The organism is Leifsonia sp. AG29 (assembly GCF_009765225.1).
Lineage (GTDB): Bacteria > Actinomycetota > Actinomycetes > Actinomycetales > Microbacteriaceae > Leifsonia.
On the sequence record NZ_VMSF01000001.1, the window covers coordinates 2,345,704 to 2,358,565 of the forward strand.

Sequence of the window (12,862 nt, forward strand, 5' to 3'; positions counted from 1 at the left end):
GGGTGTCAGTCGCCGGACGGGAGCGTCCGCGAGCGGCGTGCGGCCAGTCGGGTGTCTCGGAGGCGGAGCAGCCGCTTCACGAGCATGGGGTCGTGCCGTAGCGCGGCGGGACGGTCGATCAGGGCTCCGAGGAGCTGATAGTACCGCGCTGCCGACAGGCCGAACTCCTCGCGGATGGCCTGCTCCTTCGCCCCGGCGTGACGCCACCACTGGCGTTCGAACGCGAGGATGGCGGCGTCCCGTTCGCTCAGGCCGTCGTCTCCGGCGGAGGCTCCGCGATCGTGTGCTGCTTGAGCCACGAGCACCGCCTTCCGTCGCCGTCTCCGTCGGCCCGGTCGCTGCTGGGCAGCCGCTCCCGCGCTCGCGCCTCATCCTAGGATGCGCCTGCTGGATGTTCGCCGCTTGGCGGCGGCACGTCGCCGGACGGCGGTGGGAACAGTCCGCCCAGGAGGGCCGTTTAGGGTTGACGATGGACGAGAGGAATCGCATGGACTACAAGGTCTCGAAGACCGACGAGGAGTGGCGCACGGAGCTCAGCCCGGAGCGCTACGCGGTGCTCCGCGAGGCCGCGACCGAGCGCCCGTGGACCGGTGAACTGCTCGACGAGAGCCGTGCCGGCCTGTACACGTGCGCCGCGTGCGGTGCGGAACTGTTCAAGTCGGGCACGAAATTCGACAGCGGCTGCGGTTGGCCGAGCTTCTACGAGTCGGTGCGGCCGGAGGCGGTCGAGCTCATCGAGGACACCAGCCTCGGCATGGTCCGGACCGAGGTCCGCTGCGCGAACTGCGGTTCGCACCTGGGGCACGTCTTCCCCGACGGATTCGGGACGCCGACGGGCGACCGCTACTGCATGAACTCGATCGCGCTCGACTTCACACCCGAGTCGTGAGCGATCTCGCCGACCGCGTGGCCGCGAGGCGCTCGTACTCGCGCGTCACCGCGGACGCCCCGAGCCACGAGGAGCTTCTGCCCCTCGTCGCCGCGGCCGGGCGCGTGGCCGACCACAGCGCGCTGCACCCGTGGAGGCTCATCGAGTTGCGCGGCGAAGCGCGAATGCGGCTAGGTGCGGCGTTCGTCAAGGCCGCCGGCGTCTCCGGGGAGGAGGCCGACAAGCTGGCGGCGAAGCCTCTCCGTTCGTCCCTGCTGATCGCGATCGTGTCGGTGCGGACGAAGTCCGACAAGGTTCCCGGATGGGAGCAGGACGCGGTCGCCTCCGGGGTCGCCCACGTACTGAGCCTGCTCCTCCATGACGCAGGCTGGGGCGTGATGTGGCGGAGCGGGCACCAGACCCGGTCGAAGGCGGTGCATCGGATGCACGGGCTGGCCGACAACGAGCGGCTGCTCGGCTGGCTCTACGTCGGCGGTGTGCCCGAGGACAGCCGGGAGGGCCACCGCAAGACGGTGGACGCTGCGCGGTTCCTCAGCGTGCTCGACTGACGCTCCGCCCGCCCCACCGCATGCTCGCCGTTGCGACGGCGACGAGCGCGAGAGCCGTTCCCCCGACGGTCGAGAAGGCCACCTCGCTTCCGGAGGTCGGGAGGAGCAGATCGAGGAGGAGCGCGGCGACGAGCTGCCCGGCGACGGTAGCCAGGCCGAGCAGCAGGACGCCGGTGACCCGGACGAGGACGGCGGCCGCCGCGATGAACACGCAACCGATCGCCCCGCCGAGATACAGGTAGAGCTCGGTGGGCAGCGGCTTCGGGAGGCCGGCGAACGCCCAGTGCACGAGCATCAGCACGACGAGCACGACGGTCCCGACGGCGAAGTTGATGACCGTCGCGGTCAGAGCGCTCTCGGCGCGCGCCCGCACCTGCCCGTTGACGGCCTGCTGCCAGCCGAGGCCGAGACCGGCGAGGAGCGGGAGGATCATCATCCACACCGGGACGCTGCCCCCGAACTGCGCGGAGACCGCCCAGACGACGGCGGCCAGCGCGATGATCGCACCGATCACCCGGGCCGGTGTGAGCGGCCGCCGGCCGCCCGGGCCGATGCCGATGCGGTCGAGCACCAGGCCGCTCACCGTCTGGCCGGCGACGACCGAGACGGTGAAGAGCGCGACGCCGAGCGCCGCGGCGACGAGGCCCTGCGACAGCACGAGGAACGCGCCCGCTGCTCCGCCGCAGACGTACCACCAGCGCAGGTCGCGCGTGACGAGCGCCATGCGCACGCGGGACAGCCCGCGCCTCCCGGCGGGTGAGACCGCCAGGGCGACGGTGAGGATCACGAGCCCGGACCCGAACGAGATCGCTGCCGCGGTGAAGCCGTCGCCGAGCCTCCGGCCGAGCTCGCCGTTGATCCGTGACTGCAGGGCGATCCCGGCCCCGCAGAAGACGGCGACGATGAGGGCCAGCCAGACGGGGAAGGGACGAGCGCTCACTCGTTCAAGCCTAGGCGAGGGCGCATGCCGGTCCGGTTCAGGGGGCCGGCGCCTCCCCGTCGGTCGGCTCGGGCTGGGGCAGCCAGTCGATGTTCTCCTCGGGCGCGACCTCTTTTTCCACGGTGAGGTCGTGGTCGTCGTCGTTCTTCTTGTCGCTCATGCCAGACACCCTACTCACGGCCCCGGACACCGCCAGTGAGTGCGGCTCAGGCCGGCTTCGCGTCGGCGAGGACCGCCAGCGGGGACTCCACGGCGTCGGCCACCTCCCGGAGGAACCCGGCCGCGACGCCCCCGTCGGTCACCCGGTGATCGAACACGAGCGAGAGCTGCGCGATGCGGCGCGGAACGATGCCCCCGTCGACGACCCACGGCCGTTCGATCATGCGCCCGATGCCGAGGATCGCGACCTCCGGATGGTTGATGATCGCGGCGCTGCCGTCGACCCCGAGGCTGCCGTAGTTGTTGATCGTGAACGTCGAGCCGGTGAGGTCGGAGGGAGGCAGGGAACCGGAGCGGACCGCCTCCGTGAGGCGCGACAGCTCGGCGTCGAGCTCGCGGATCGAGAGGCGGTCGGCCCGGCGGACCACCGGGACCATCAGCCCGCGCTCGGTGTCGGCGGCGAAGCCCAGGTTGACGCCCTCGAACGTCTCGAGGCCGAGTCCGTCCGGGGTGACGCGGCCGGCGAGTTCCGGGTGGCGGGCGAGCGCGGCGAGGGCGAACCTCCCGATGAACGCCAGCAGGGAGGGGGCGCGCCCGGCACCTGACGCGAGGCGGCGGCGCGACTCCCACAGCTCGGTCGCGTCGACGTCGACCCAGACCGTCGCCTCGGGGATCTCCGACCGGCTGCGCGTCATCGTCTCGGCCACCGTCCGCCGGAGCCGGTTGAACGGCGTCGTCGCGGCAATCCGCAGGCCGGTGCGGGAGTCGGTGGTGGAGGCGCTGGCGGGCGCAGGCTCCGGAGTCGAGGTGACGGCGCGAGCGGGCTCGCGAGTGAGGGCAGTGGAGGTGGAGGCGAAGACGGCCTCCACGTCGCGCCGGGTGATCACGCCCCCGGGACCGGTGGGGCGGACGGACGCGAGGTCCACTCCGTGCGACCTTGCCAGCGAACGTACGACCGGGGATATGACGGGGAGGACGCGGGCGGTGTTCGGCGCGGCCGGCGCTTGCCCGCTGGCCTGAGGCGCCGACTGCGGCACGGTCGCCCGCGGCCCGGCGGCGGCCACGGCGGCCCCGCGAGCGCGCCGGCGTCCGGCCAGCTCGGTCGTCCCGTAACCGACGAGCACCTGTCCCGAGGCGGACTTCTCCGAGGCGGATTCCGCGGGCACGCTCTCGCGCGCCTCCTCCATGACCTCGATGAGCGGCGCACCCACCATGATCGTCTCGCCCTCGGCACCGTGCAGCGCGGCGACCGTCCCGGCGAACGGCGACGGCACCTCCACGATCGATTTTGCGGTCTCGACCTCGGCGACGGGCTGGTCGATCCGCACCTCGTCGCCGACCGCGACGAGCCAGCGGACCAGCTCGGCGTCGGTCAGCCCCTCCCCCAGGTCGGGCAGGGCGAACACGCGCGGGCTCATGCGTCCTCCCACTGGAGGGAGTCGACGGCGTCGAGCACGCGGTCGACGTCCGGAAGGTAGTACTTCTCGAGCTTCGGCGGGGCGAAGGGGGTGTCGAACCCGGTCACGCGGCGGACCGGCGCCTCCAGGTAATGGAAGCAGCGCTCCGACACGCGCGCCACGATCTCGGAGGCCATGCTCGCGAACCCGGGCGCCTCGGCGACGACCACGGCGCGGCCCGTGGAACGGACGACCGCGCACACGGTCTCGTCGTCGAAGGGGACGAGGCTGCGGAGGTCGATGACGCCCAGGCTCCGTCCCTCCTGTTCGGCCGCCTCGGCCGCGGCGAGCGCCACCGGGACCGACGGGCCGTACGCGATGAGCGTCGCGTCGGTGCCCTCGCGGGCGATGCGCGCCTTGCCGATCTCGGGCAGCGGTGCGCGGAGGTCGACCTCGCCGGTGGACCAGTACAGCTTCTTCGGCTCGAGGAAGACGACCGGGTCGGGGTGGGCGATGGCGGCATGGAGGAGGCCGTAGGCATCCTGCGGGGTCGCGGGCGACACGACGGTGAGCCCCGGCGTGTGCACGTAGTACGCCTCGGACGAGTCGGAGTGGTGCTCGACCCCTCCGATGCCGCCCGCGTACGGGATGCGGATCACCAGGGGGAGGCGCACGGCCCCGCGAGTGCGGTTGCCCATCTTGGCCACGTGGTCGACGATCTGCTCGAACGCCGGGTACGCGAAGGCGTCGAACTGCATCTCAACGACGGGGCGCATCCCGTTCATGGCCATGCCGACGGCGGTGCCGACGATGCCGGCCTCCGCGAGCGGGGTGTCGAAGCAGCGGCTCTCGCCGAAGCGCTCGGCCAGCTTGTCGGTGATGCGGAACACGCCGCCGAGGGTTCCGACGTCCTCCCCGAAGATGAGGACCGACGGATCGGCGGCGAGCGAGTCGGCGAGAGCCCGGTTGAGGGCCTGGGCCATCGTCATGGTAACGGGGGCGTCCGCCGCGCGGTCGGCGGGCGCGTCGTGGGTGAGCGTCATCGTGCGGCCTCCTCGGCGGCGAGCTGCTGCGCCTGCTCGCGCAACTGCGGCGTGGGCGTCGCGTACACGTACTCGAACAGCTGCGCCGGGTCCGCGTCCGTCTCGGCGCTGATCGCCTCGCGCAGGCCGGAGGCGACGCGCTCGGCCTGGGCGTGGAATTCGACGTCATCGCCGTCCGACAGCGCCCCCTCGGCGGTGAGCCACGCGCGGAGGCGCACCAGCGGGTCGCGCGGGACCCACGCCTCCACCTCCTCCTGCTTCCGATAGCGGGAGGCGTCGTCCGCGTTCGTGTGCGACTTCATGCGGTAGGTGCGGGCCTCGACGAGCGTGGGGCCGCCGCCCTCGCGCGCCTCCTTGACGGCCTCGCCGAGGACCGCGAGCAGAGCCGCCAGGTCGTTGCCGTCGACGAGCCGCCCGCGCATGCCGTAGCCGACGCCCTTGTGCGCGAGGCTGGGTGCTGCGGTCTGGCGGCTGAGCGGCACGGAGATGGCATAGCCGTTGTTCTGGACGAGGAAGACCACCGGCAGGTGGAACACGGCGGCGAAGTTGAGGGCCTCGTGGAAATCGCCCTCGCTAGTGGCGCCGTCGCCGCACATCGCGAGCACGACGGTCTCCTCGCCGCGGAGACGCGCTGCGTGAGCGAAGCCGACGGCGTGCAGCAGCTGCGTGGCGAGCGGGGTGGCTTGGGGCGCGACGTTGTGCTCGCGCGGGTCGTACCCGGAGTGCCAGTCGCCGCGCAAGAGCACGAACGCCTCGTAGGGGTCGACGCCACGTGCGATGACGGACACCGTGTCGCGGTAGGTCGGGAAGAGCCAGTCGTCGTCGCCGAGCACCATGGCCGCGGCGACCTCGCACGCCTCCTGCCCGTGCGACGACGGGTAGACGGCGAGCCGCCCCTGGCGTACCAGCGCATCGGCCTGGTCGTTGAGTCGCCGGCCGAGCACGAGGAGGCGGTAGCCCTCGCGCAGCATCCCCGCGGACGGGAACCGGTCGGACGGGAAGACGGCGGCCGCGCCGGGGTCGGGCGCGCCCGTCTCGTCGATGAGCCGCAGCGGGGTGTCGCCCGGCAGCAGGTCGTCGGCGTTCATCTCTTCTCCTTTGAAAGACGTCGCTGCCTCCCAGGATGACTTCGGTGGACCTCCGGCGCTATGGGTCCGTGGTTTTTGAGACGGAATGCATCTTCCATGCCCAATTGGGTGTCAGACTGTCTAGCACCATGGACGAGATCGATGCCCGCATTCTGGACGCTCTGCGCGCCGATGGGCGCGCCTCCATCACGGCCGTCGCGGAGGCGGCGCACGTGTCGCGCGCGAACGCCTACGCACGGGTCGCCCGGCTCGTCGACGACGGCGTCATCACGGGGTTCACGGCCAAGGTCGACCCGCGGCTGTCCGGGCGCGGATCGTCGGCGTATGTCACGATGCGCGTCGAGCAGGCGGCCTGGCACGAGCTGCGGGACCGGCTGCGCGAGATCCCGGAGGTCGAGCACTTCGCTCTCGTCGGAGGCGACTTCGACGTGATCCTCCTCGTGCGGGCCCGCGACAACGAGGACCTGCGGCGGGTCGTGCTCGAAGAGCTGACGAGCATCCCGTCCGTGCGCGACACGAAGACGTCGCTCGTGTTCGAGGACCACGACCAGCGGTGAGGCGGCCTGCGGGCGCTGCCGCCGCATGCCCGCGCCGAGGTGCTCGTAGATGCGCCGCGGCCCGGCGTGTCGGCGACATGTGCGAGCACCTCGATGGGAGGGAGGGAGGGGCCGGCCGCCCCGGCTTGCCCCGGGCGGGCGGGTCTGCGACGATGGTTTCCTGACCGTTCGTTCGGTAATTCGGCGCGATTCGAGGGAGAACTGCGATGCCGGAGGCTTTCCTCGTCGGAGGCGCTCGCACGCCCACCGGCCGCTACGGCGGCGCGCTCGCGGGCGTGCGCCCCGACGACCTGGCCGCGCTCGTCGTGGGCGAGGCCGTTCGCCGCGCCGGTCTGGAGGGGCACGGTCACGAGATCGACGAGGTCATCCTCGGCGCGGCGAACCAGGCGGGCGAGGACAACCGCAACGTGGCGCGCATGGCGGTGCTACTGTCCGGCCTCCCCGACGAGGTGCCCGCGATCACGGTGAACCGGCTGTGCGCCTCCGGGCTCAGCGCCGTGACGATGGCGGCGCAGGCGATCCGCGCGGGCGATGCGGACATCATCGTCGCGGGCGGTGTCGAGTCGATGACGCGCGCTCCGTGGGTGCAGGCGAAGCCTGAGCGACCGTGGGCGAAGCCGGGCCCGCAGTTCGACACCTCCATCGGCTGGCGCTTCACCAACCCGAGGCTGCTCGCGCGCGACAAGGCGACCTTCTCGATGCCCGAGACCGCGGAGGAGGTCGCGCGGCTCGACGGAATCACCCGCGAGGAGGCCGACGCCTTCGCCCTCGACAGCCATCGCCGGGCCGCCGCCGCGGCGGACGCCGGCCGATTCGCGGATGAGCTCCTGCCCGTCGCCACGCCGAAGGGCGCCGTGACCTCCGACGAGGGCATCCGCCGAGACAGCAGCATGGAGGCGCTCGCCGCCCTTCGCCCCGTGGTCGCGGGAGGCGAGGTGGTCACCGCAGGCAACGCCTCCCCGCTCAACGACGGCGCTTCCGCGATCGTCGTTGCCAGCGAGGCCGCCATCGACCGGCTGGGACTGACGCCGCGAGCGCGAGTCGTCGCCGGCGCGAGCGCGGGCGTCGCGCCGGAGATCATGGGACTGGGACCAGTCCCGGCGACGAACAAGGTTCTCGAGCGTTCCGGCCTCAGCGTCGACGACCTGGGGTCGATCGAGCTCAACGAGGCCTTCGCCAGCCAGGCGCTCGCGTGCATCCGGCGCCTCGGACTCGACCCCGCGCGAGTCAACGCCGACGGCGGCGCGATCGCGCTCGGCCACGCCCTCGGGTCCAGCGGCGCGCGGATCCTCGTCACGCTCCTGGGGCGGATGGAGCGCGAGAACAGCCGGTACGGCCTCGCGACCATGTGCGTCGGCGTCGGCCAGGGCGCGGCGCTCATCGTGGAGGGGGTCCGATGACCGCGCACGCCACCCTCCTCATCGACGAATCCGCCGACCGCGTCGTCGTCACCCTCAACCGGCCCGAGAAGCGCAACGCGATCGACGCCCGCATGGTGGAGGAGCTGCACGCCGTCTGCGAGACCCTCGAGGCCGAGCCGCGGATCCTGATCATCACCGGAGCCGATGGTGTCTTCGCGTCCGGCGCCGACATCGCCGAACTGCTCGAGCGCACCGCCGCCGACGCCCGCCGGGGCATCAACGCGACGGTCTTCTCGCGCATCAACAGCCTCCCGATGCCCGTGATCGCGGCGGTCGACGGCTGGGCCCTCGGTGGAGGCGCCGAGCTGGCGTACGCGGCCGACCTGCGCGTCGGCACGCCGCGGGTCCGCATCGGCAATCCCGAGACGGGCCTCGGGATCATCGCCGCGGCGGGTGCCCTGTGGCGGCTGCCCGAGCTCGTCGGCGAGCCGCTCGCGATGGAGCTCGCCCTGACGGGGCGCGTGCTCACCGGCGAGGAGGCGCTGGCTGTTCGCCTCCTGTCGCAGCTGTTCGAACCGGACGACCTGCTCGCCGGCGCGCACGCGCTCGCCGATCGCATCGCCGCGAACGACCCGCTCGCCACCCGCATGACCAAGGAGGTGCTGCGTGCACCCCGCGCGGACCACCCGCGGGTCGAACGGGAGGCGCAGGCCGTGCTGTTCGAGTCGCCCGAGAAGCGGCGGCGGATGACGGAGTTCCTCGAGAGGAGGCGGCGATGAGCGAGTCGGTGAGAGCCGGCGCACCCGAGAAGGGCCGGCCCGCGCGCATCGGAGTGATCGGCGGCGGACGGATGGGCTCCGGCATCGCCCACGCCTTCCTCATGGCCGGGGCGGACGTCGCTGTCGTCGAGCGGGACGCGACGGCCGCGCAGGCCGCCCGCGACCGCATCCTCGACGCCGTCGCGGCGAGCGTCGAACGCGGCGCGGCCGCCCCCGACCCCGACCGCCTGGTGGTCACCGTCACCTGGGAGGCGCTAGCCGGCGGGGAGCTCGTGGTCGAGGCGGTGCCCGAGGTGGTCCTGCTCAAGCGGGAGGCGCTCCGCCGCGCCGAGGACCTCATCGGACCCGACGCCGTGCTCGCGACCAACACCTCCTCGCTGTCGATCGACGTGCTGGCGGAGGGGCTGGAGCGCCCCGGGGCCTTCCTCGGCATGCACTTCTTCAACCCGGTGCCCGCGTCGGCGCTCGTGGAGGTCGTGACCGGCTCCCGTACCGCGCCGACCGCCGCCGAACAGGCGACCGAGTGGGTGCAGCGCCTCGGCAAGACCGCCGTCGTCGTCCGCGACTCGCCCGGGTTCGCCTCCTCGCGGCTCGGCGTGCTGCTCGGCCTGGAGGCGATCCGCATGGTCGAGGAGGGTGTCGCCACGCCCGACGACATCGACCTGGCGATGACCCTCGGGTACAAGCACCCGGTCGGGCCGCTCCGACTCACCGACATCGTCGGGCTGGACGTGAGGCTCGACATCGCCGAATACCTGGCGCGCGAGCTCGGGCCGCGGTACGAGCCTCCGGAGCTCCTCCGCACGATGGTCGCGGAGGGGATGCTCGGCCGGAAGAGCGGCCGCGGGTTCTACGAGTGGCCGGGCGCTGCGCCGTCCGGCGACTCCGAGCCTCCTAGCGACCCGGAGCGTCGATGATCAGGTTAGTGATGCGCGCCGTGCAGAGGCGGTTGCCGTCCTCGTCGCTCACGACGACCTCGTGCGACGTGATCGTGCGGCCGAGCCGGATAGCCGTCGCCACCCCGGTGATGAGGCCGGAACGCGCCGACCGGTGGTGCGTCGCGTTGATGTCGACGCCCACCGCGCTCCGCCCGGGGCCCGCGTGGATGACCGCCGCCCACGAGCCGAGCGCTTCCGCGAACGCCACCGACGCGCCTCCATGGAGCAGACCGAACGACTGGCGGTTGCCCTCGACCGGCATGGTCGCAACGACGCGCTCGGCCGACTGCTCCAGGATGCGCACGCCCATCTTCTCGTCGAGCTCGCCGAGCTCGATCGTCCACCCGTCACCCGTCACGTCGTCGCCGGCCATTCGGCCAGCCTACCGAGGAGGTCACCGATGACCCTGCCCAGCTACATCCGCGACGAATGGTGGTCGCCCGACGAATCGGTGAACGGCGCGGAGGTGCGCGACGCCTCCACCGGCGAGGTCATCGCGCTGATCGGAGCCGACGGGCTCGACCTGGGCGGTGCCCTCGAGTACGCCCGCGAGACCGGGCAGGCGTCGCTCGGCGAGCTGACCTTCCACCAGCGGGCGCTCCTCCTGAAGCAGCTCGCGCAGGCGCTGACCGAACGCAAGCAGGAGCTGTACGGCCTGTCCCTGCGGGCGGGCGCCACCCGCGCCGATGCCTGGATCGACGTCGACGGCGGCATCGGTGCGCTCTTCACGTACGGGTCGAAGGGGAGGCGCGAGCTGCCGAACGCGCGCGTCGTCGTCGACGGGCCGGCCGAGCAGCTCTCGAAGGACGGCAGCTTCCTCGGGAGGCACGTGTTCACGCGCCTCCCCGGTGTCGCCGTGCAGATCAACGCCTTCAACTTCCCCGTGTGGGGCATGCTCGAGAAGCTCGGGCCGTCCTTCCTCGCCGGCATGCCGACGCTCGTGAAGCCGGCGACGCCGACCGCCTACATCGCCGAGCACGCCGTCCGGATCATGGTCGAGTCGGGCCTCCTGCCGGCGGGGACGCTGCAGCTCGTGTGCGGGTCGGTGCCGGGGCTGTTCGACCACCTCCGGCTCGGCGACCTCGTCGCGTTCACCGGCTCGGCGTCGACGGCCGAGCGCCTCCGCTCGCACGACTCCGTCCAGACGGGAGGCGTCCGCTTCACGAGCGAGACCGACTCGATCAACGCCTCCGTGCTCGGGCCGGACGCGGTGCCGGGCACGCCCGAGTTCGACGCGTACGTCAAGCAGCTCGTCGTCGAGCTGACCGCCAAGTCGGGGCAGAAGTGCACCGCGATCCGTCGTGCGATCGTGCCGGCGCCGCTCGTCGATGATGTCGCCGCGGCGGTCCGCACCCGGATCGCGGAGCGGGTCGTCGTCGGCGACCCTCGCGCCGAGGGCGTCACCATGGGACCGCTCGCGTCGCAGGAGCAGCGCCAGGAGGTGCTGCGCCAGGTGGGAGCACTGGTGGCGGCGGGCGGCGAGCTCGTCATCGGCGGCCTCGACCAGCCGAGCGTGACCCGGGCGGACGGGACCGTCGGCGCCGCCGTCGAGGGCGCCTTCGTGGCCCCGATCCTGCTGCGCTTCGCCGACGCGTGGACGCCCGCGGCGCACACGGTGGAGGCGTTCGGGCCCGTTGCAAGCCTCCTCCCCTACGACACCACCGCCGAGGCCGTCGCCCTCGTGGCCCGCGGTGGCGGATCTCTCGTCACCAGCGTCGCGACCCACGACCCCGATGTGGCCCGCGAGCTGGTGCTCGGCTCGGCCGCCTACAACGGGCGCGTGCTGGTGCTCGATCGGGACGATGCGCGCACCTCCACCGGGCACGGGTCCCCGATGCCGCACCTCGTGCACGGCGGTCCCGGACGCGCCGGCGGCGGGGAGGAGCTGGGCGGCATCCGCGCGGTGCTGCACCACATGCAGCGGACCGCCCTGCAGGGCTCCCCCGACATGCTGACCGCGCTGACCGGCGTCTGGCACGCGGGCGCCTCCGCCGACAGCTCCGGTCCGCACCCGTTCCGCAAGTCGCTGTCGACGCTGCGGATCGGCGACCAGGTGCAGTCGGGCGAGCGGGAGATCACCCTCGACGACATCGAGACGTTCGCAGCGTTCACCGGCGACACCTTCTATGCGCACATGGACGAGGAGGCGGCGGCGGCCAACCCGTTCTTCCCCGGCCGGGTGGCGCACGGGTACCTGCTCGTTTCGTGGGCGGCGGGGCTGTTCGTCGACCCGGCTCCGGGTCCCGTGCTCGCGAACTACGGGCTCGAGGACCTGCGGTTCCTGACGCCCGTCGTGCCGGGCGACAGCATCCGCGTCGCGCTGACCGCGAAGCAGATCACGCCCCGCGAGACCGACGAGTACGGGGAGGTGCGCTGGGACGCCCGCATCCTGAACCAGCGCGACGAGGTGGTCGCGACGTACGACGTGCTGACGCTGGTGGCGAAGTAGCGGCTGCCCTCCGCCGAGTCCCCCAAGAGTGCGCGCGACACGCCGGCCCGACGCGCAGTCTTAGGGGACTCGATCTCGGGGGGGGCGCCGCGCCCGCTCAGCGCAGCGCCAGCGCGATCACGGTGTCGGCGAGCTCGTCGGGGGTGACCGGGCCGTCGGGGTGGTACCACTCCGTGAGCGAGTTGATCATGCCGAAGAGGAGGCGCGCGACCACCGCGGGTTCTCCCTCCACCCGGAGCGACCCCTCCGACCGGGCGGCGTCGACGAGCTCGGCGACAGCGTGGTCGAAGGCGCGCCGGCGAGCGAGAGCGGCCCGCTCCACCTCCGTGTTGCCGCGGACGCGCAGCAGCAGCGTGACGTACGGCAGCTTGTCGGCGAGGACCAGCACCGCGCCGCGGAGCGCGAACGCCAGCCGATCGGTCGCGCTCCCGGTGACGGCGGCGGCCGAGCGGAGCACTCCCTCCAGCCCGTCGAGCGCCTCGTCGAGGGCCAGCCGGAGCAGTTCCTCCTTGGAGGCGACGTGATGGTAGATCGCCGATTTCGACAGTCCCAGCCGCCCGGCGAGCATGCCGATGGAGGTCGCGTCATAGCCGTGCTCGTTGAAGGCGGCCACCGCGACGGCGAGGATGCCGCGCTGGTCGTACCCGGGGCGGCCTCGGCGCAGCGTGTCGGTCACGCGCCCAGTGTGGCACGATCCCCGAGCCGAGGATATAC

Annotated in this window: 15 protein-coding genes; 7 read left to right on the plus strand and 8 right to left on the minus strand. The window is 72.6% G+C overall.

Annotated elements, in window-relative coordinates; translation table 11 throughout:
* Positions 1–5: 5 nt before the first annotated feature.
* Positions 6–305 carry a DUF3263 domain-containing protein gene (locus FPT20_RS11265; protein ID WP_158865311.1) on the minus strand — a complete coding sequence of 100 codons (300 nt, stop codon included), beginning with the start codon at positions 303–305 and terminating at the stop codon, positions 6–8.
* A 182-nt stretch (positions 306–487) separates the two neighbouring features.
* Between FPT20_RS11265 and msrB the strand changes: the two genes are divergently transcribed.
* Both msrB and FPT20_RS11275 read left to right on the plus strand, forming a co-directional pair.
* A complete protein-coding gene (gene msrB, locus FPT20_RS11270; RefSeq protein ID WP_158868090.1) occupies positions 488–889 on the plus strand; it encodes a peptide-methionine (R)-S-oxide reductase MsrB in 402 nt (133 codons plus the stop codon).
* The gene (locus FPT20_RS11275; RefSeq protein WP_158865313.1) at positions 886–1,437 is read left to right on the plus strand and encodes a nitroreductase family protein; all 552 of its coding nucleotides are present in this window, start codon (positions 886–888) and stop codon (positions 1,435–1,437) included. Before msrB ends, FPT20_RS11275 begins: the two co-directional genes overlap by 4 nt.
* On the opposite strand, the gene FPT20_RS11280 is transcribed toward FPT20_RS11275, so the two are convergent.
* Genes FPT20_RS11280 through FPT20_RS11295 form a run of 5 tightly spaced genes read right to left on the minus strand, consistent with a single transcriptional unit; the run spans position 1,421 to position 6,064 of the window.
* Complete coding sequence (locus FPT20_RS11280; protein ID WP_158865315.1) at positions 1,421–2,377, minus strand: DMT family transporter; 957 nt, start codon at positions 2,375–2,377, stop codon at positions 1,421–1,423. The two genes, FPT20_RS11275 and FPT20_RS11280, sit on opposite strands and share 17 nt — an antisense overlap.
* Before the next feature lie 37 nt (positions 2,378–2,414).
* A complete protein-coding gene (locus FPT20_RS18120) occupies positions 2,415–2,537 on the minus strand; it encodes a hypothetical protein (protein WP_267902721.1) in 123 nt (40 codons plus the stop codon).
* 46 nt (positions 2,538–2,583) lie between these two features.
* Positions 2,584–3,954, minus strand: coding sequence for a dihydrolipoamide acetyltransferase family protein (locus tag FPT20_RS11285; protein WP_158865317.1), 1,371 nt, complete (start codon positions 3,952–3,954; stop codon positions 2,584–2,586).
* Positions 3,951–4,976 carry an alpha-ketoacid dehydrogenase subunit beta gene (locus tag FPT20_RS11290; RefSeq protein WP_158865319.1) on the minus strand — a complete coding sequence of 342 codons (1,026 nt, stop codon included), beginning with the start codon at positions 4,974–4,976 and terminating at the stop codon, positions 3,951–3,953. Before FPT20_RS11290 ends, FPT20_RS11285 begins: the two co-directional genes overlap by 4 nt.
* Complete coding sequence (locus FPT20_RS11295) at positions 4,973–6,064, minus strand: thiamine pyrophosphate-dependent dehydrogenase E1 component subunit alpha (protein ID WP_158865321.1); 1,092 nt, start codon at positions 6,062–6,064, stop codon at positions 4,973–4,975. Before FPT20_RS11295 ends, FPT20_RS11290 begins: the two co-directional genes overlap by 4 nt.
* Before the next feature lie 128 nt (positions 6,065–6,192).
* Here FPT20_RS11295 and FPT20_RS11300 point away from each other — a divergent pair, with 128 nt between their 5' ends.
* The 4 genes from FPT20_RS11300 (at position 6,193) to FPT20_RS11315 (ending at position 9,678) form a co-directional block, all read left to right on the plus strand.
* Positions 6,193–6,621, plus strand: coding sequence for an Lrp/AsnC family transcriptional regulator (locus FPT20_RS11300; RefSeq protein WP_158865323.1), 429 nt, complete (start codon positions 6,193–6,195; stop codon positions 6,619–6,621).
* Between the two features lie 206 nt (positions 6,622–6,827).
* The gene (locus FPT20_RS11305) at positions 6,828–8,021 is read left to right on the plus strand and encodes a thiolase family protein (RefSeq protein ID WP_158865325.1); all 1,194 of its coding nucleotides are present in this window, start codon (positions 6,828–6,830) and stop codon (positions 8,019–8,021) included.
* Positions 8,018–8,761 (plus strand): enoyl-CoA hydratase/isomerase family protein, encoded by a 744-nt coding sequence (locus tag FPT20_RS11310; protein ID WP_158865327.1) that lies wholly within the window; start codon positions 8,018–8,020, stop codon positions 8,759–8,761. The genes FPT20_RS11305 and FPT20_RS11310 overlap by 4 nt, the downstream gene beginning before the upstream one ends.
* Entirely contained in the window at positions 8,758–9,678 is a 921-nt protein-coding gene (locus FPT20_RS11315; RefSeq protein ID WP_158865329.1) for a 3-hydroxyacyl-CoA dehydrogenase family protein, read from the plus strand. The genes FPT20_RS11310 and FPT20_RS11315 overlap by 4 nt, the downstream gene beginning before the upstream one ends.
* On the opposite strand, the gene FPT20_RS11320 is transcribed toward FPT20_RS11315, so the two are convergent.
* Positions 9,656–10,072, minus strand: coding sequence for a PaaI family thioesterase (locus FPT20_RS11320; RefSeq protein WP_158865331.1), 417 nt, complete (start codon positions 10,070–10,072; stop codon positions 9,656–9,658). The two genes, FPT20_RS11315 and FPT20_RS11320, sit on opposite strands and share 23 nt — an antisense overlap.
* Positions 10,073–10,099: 27 nt before the next feature.
* Here FPT20_RS11320 and paaZ point away from each other — a divergent pair, with 27 nt between their 5' ends.
* The gene (gene paaZ / locus FPT20_RS11325) at positions 10,100–12,148 is read left to right on the plus strand and encodes a phenylacetic acid degradation bifunctional protein PaaZ (protein ID WP_158865333.1); all 2,049 of its coding nucleotides are present in this window, start codon (positions 10,100–10,102) and stop codon (positions 12,146–12,148) included.
* 97 nt (positions 12,149–12,245) lie between these two features.
* Here paaZ and FPT20_RS11330 read toward each other — a convergent pair whose 3' ends face one another.
* On the minus strand, positions 12,246–12,824 hold the full coding sequence (locus tag FPT20_RS11330; protein ID WP_158865335.1) for a TetR/AcrR family transcriptional regulator: 579 nt from the start codon (positions 12,822–12,824) through the stop codon (positions 12,246–12,248).
* Positions 12,825–12,862: the final 38 nt, after the last annotated feature.

What these genes read in the sequence shown, in the direction of transcription:
- msrB (WP_158868090.1), top strand. Translation starts at nt 488, where the DNA reads ATGGACTACAAGGTCTCGAAGACCGACGAGGAGTGGCGCACGGAGCTC.
- FPT20_RS18120 (WP_267902721.1), bottom strand. Translation starts at nt 2,537, where the DNA reads ATGAGCGACAAGAAGAACGACGACGACCACGACCTCACCGTGGAAAAA.
- FPT20_RS11285 (WP_158865317.1), bottom strand. Translation starts at nt 3,954, where the DNA reads ATGAGCCCGCGCGTGTTCGCCCTGCCCGACCTGGGGGAGGGGCTGACC.
- FPT20_RS11290 (WP_158865319.1), bottom strand. Translation starts at nt 4,976, where the DNA reads ATGACGCTCACCCACGACGCGCCCGCCGACCGCGCGGCGGACGCCCCC.
- FPT20_RS11295 (WP_158865321.1), bottom strand. Translation starts at nt 6,064, where the DNA reads ATGAACGCCGACGACCTGCTGCCGGGCGACACCCCGCTGCGGCTCATC.
- FPT20_RS11300 (WP_158865323.1), top strand. Translation starts at nt 6,193, where the DNA reads ATGGACGAGATCGATGCCCGCATTCTGGACGCTCTGCGCGCCGATGGG.
- FPT20_RS11305 (WP_158865325.1), top strand. Translation starts at nt 6,828, where the DNA reads ATGCCGGAGGCTTTCCTCGTCGGAGGCGCTCGCACGCCCACCGGCCGC.
- FPT20_RS11310 (WP_158865327.1), top strand. Translation starts at nt 8,018, where the DNA reads ATGACCGCGCACGCCACCCTCCTCATCGACGAATCCGCCGACCGCGTC.
- FPT20_RS11315 (WP_158865329.1), top strand. Translation starts at nt 8,758, where the DNA reads ATGAGCGAGTCGGTGAGAGCCGGCGCACCCGAGAAGGGCCGGCCCGCG.
- FPT20_RS11320 (WP_158865331.1), bottom strand. Translation starts at nt 10,072, where the DNA reads ATGGCCGGCGACGACGTGACGGGTGACGGGTGGACGATCGAGCTCGGC.
- paaZ (WP_158865333.1), top strand. Translation starts at nt 10,100, where the DNA reads ATGACCCTGCCCAGCTACATCCGCGACGAATGGTGGTCGCCCGACGAA.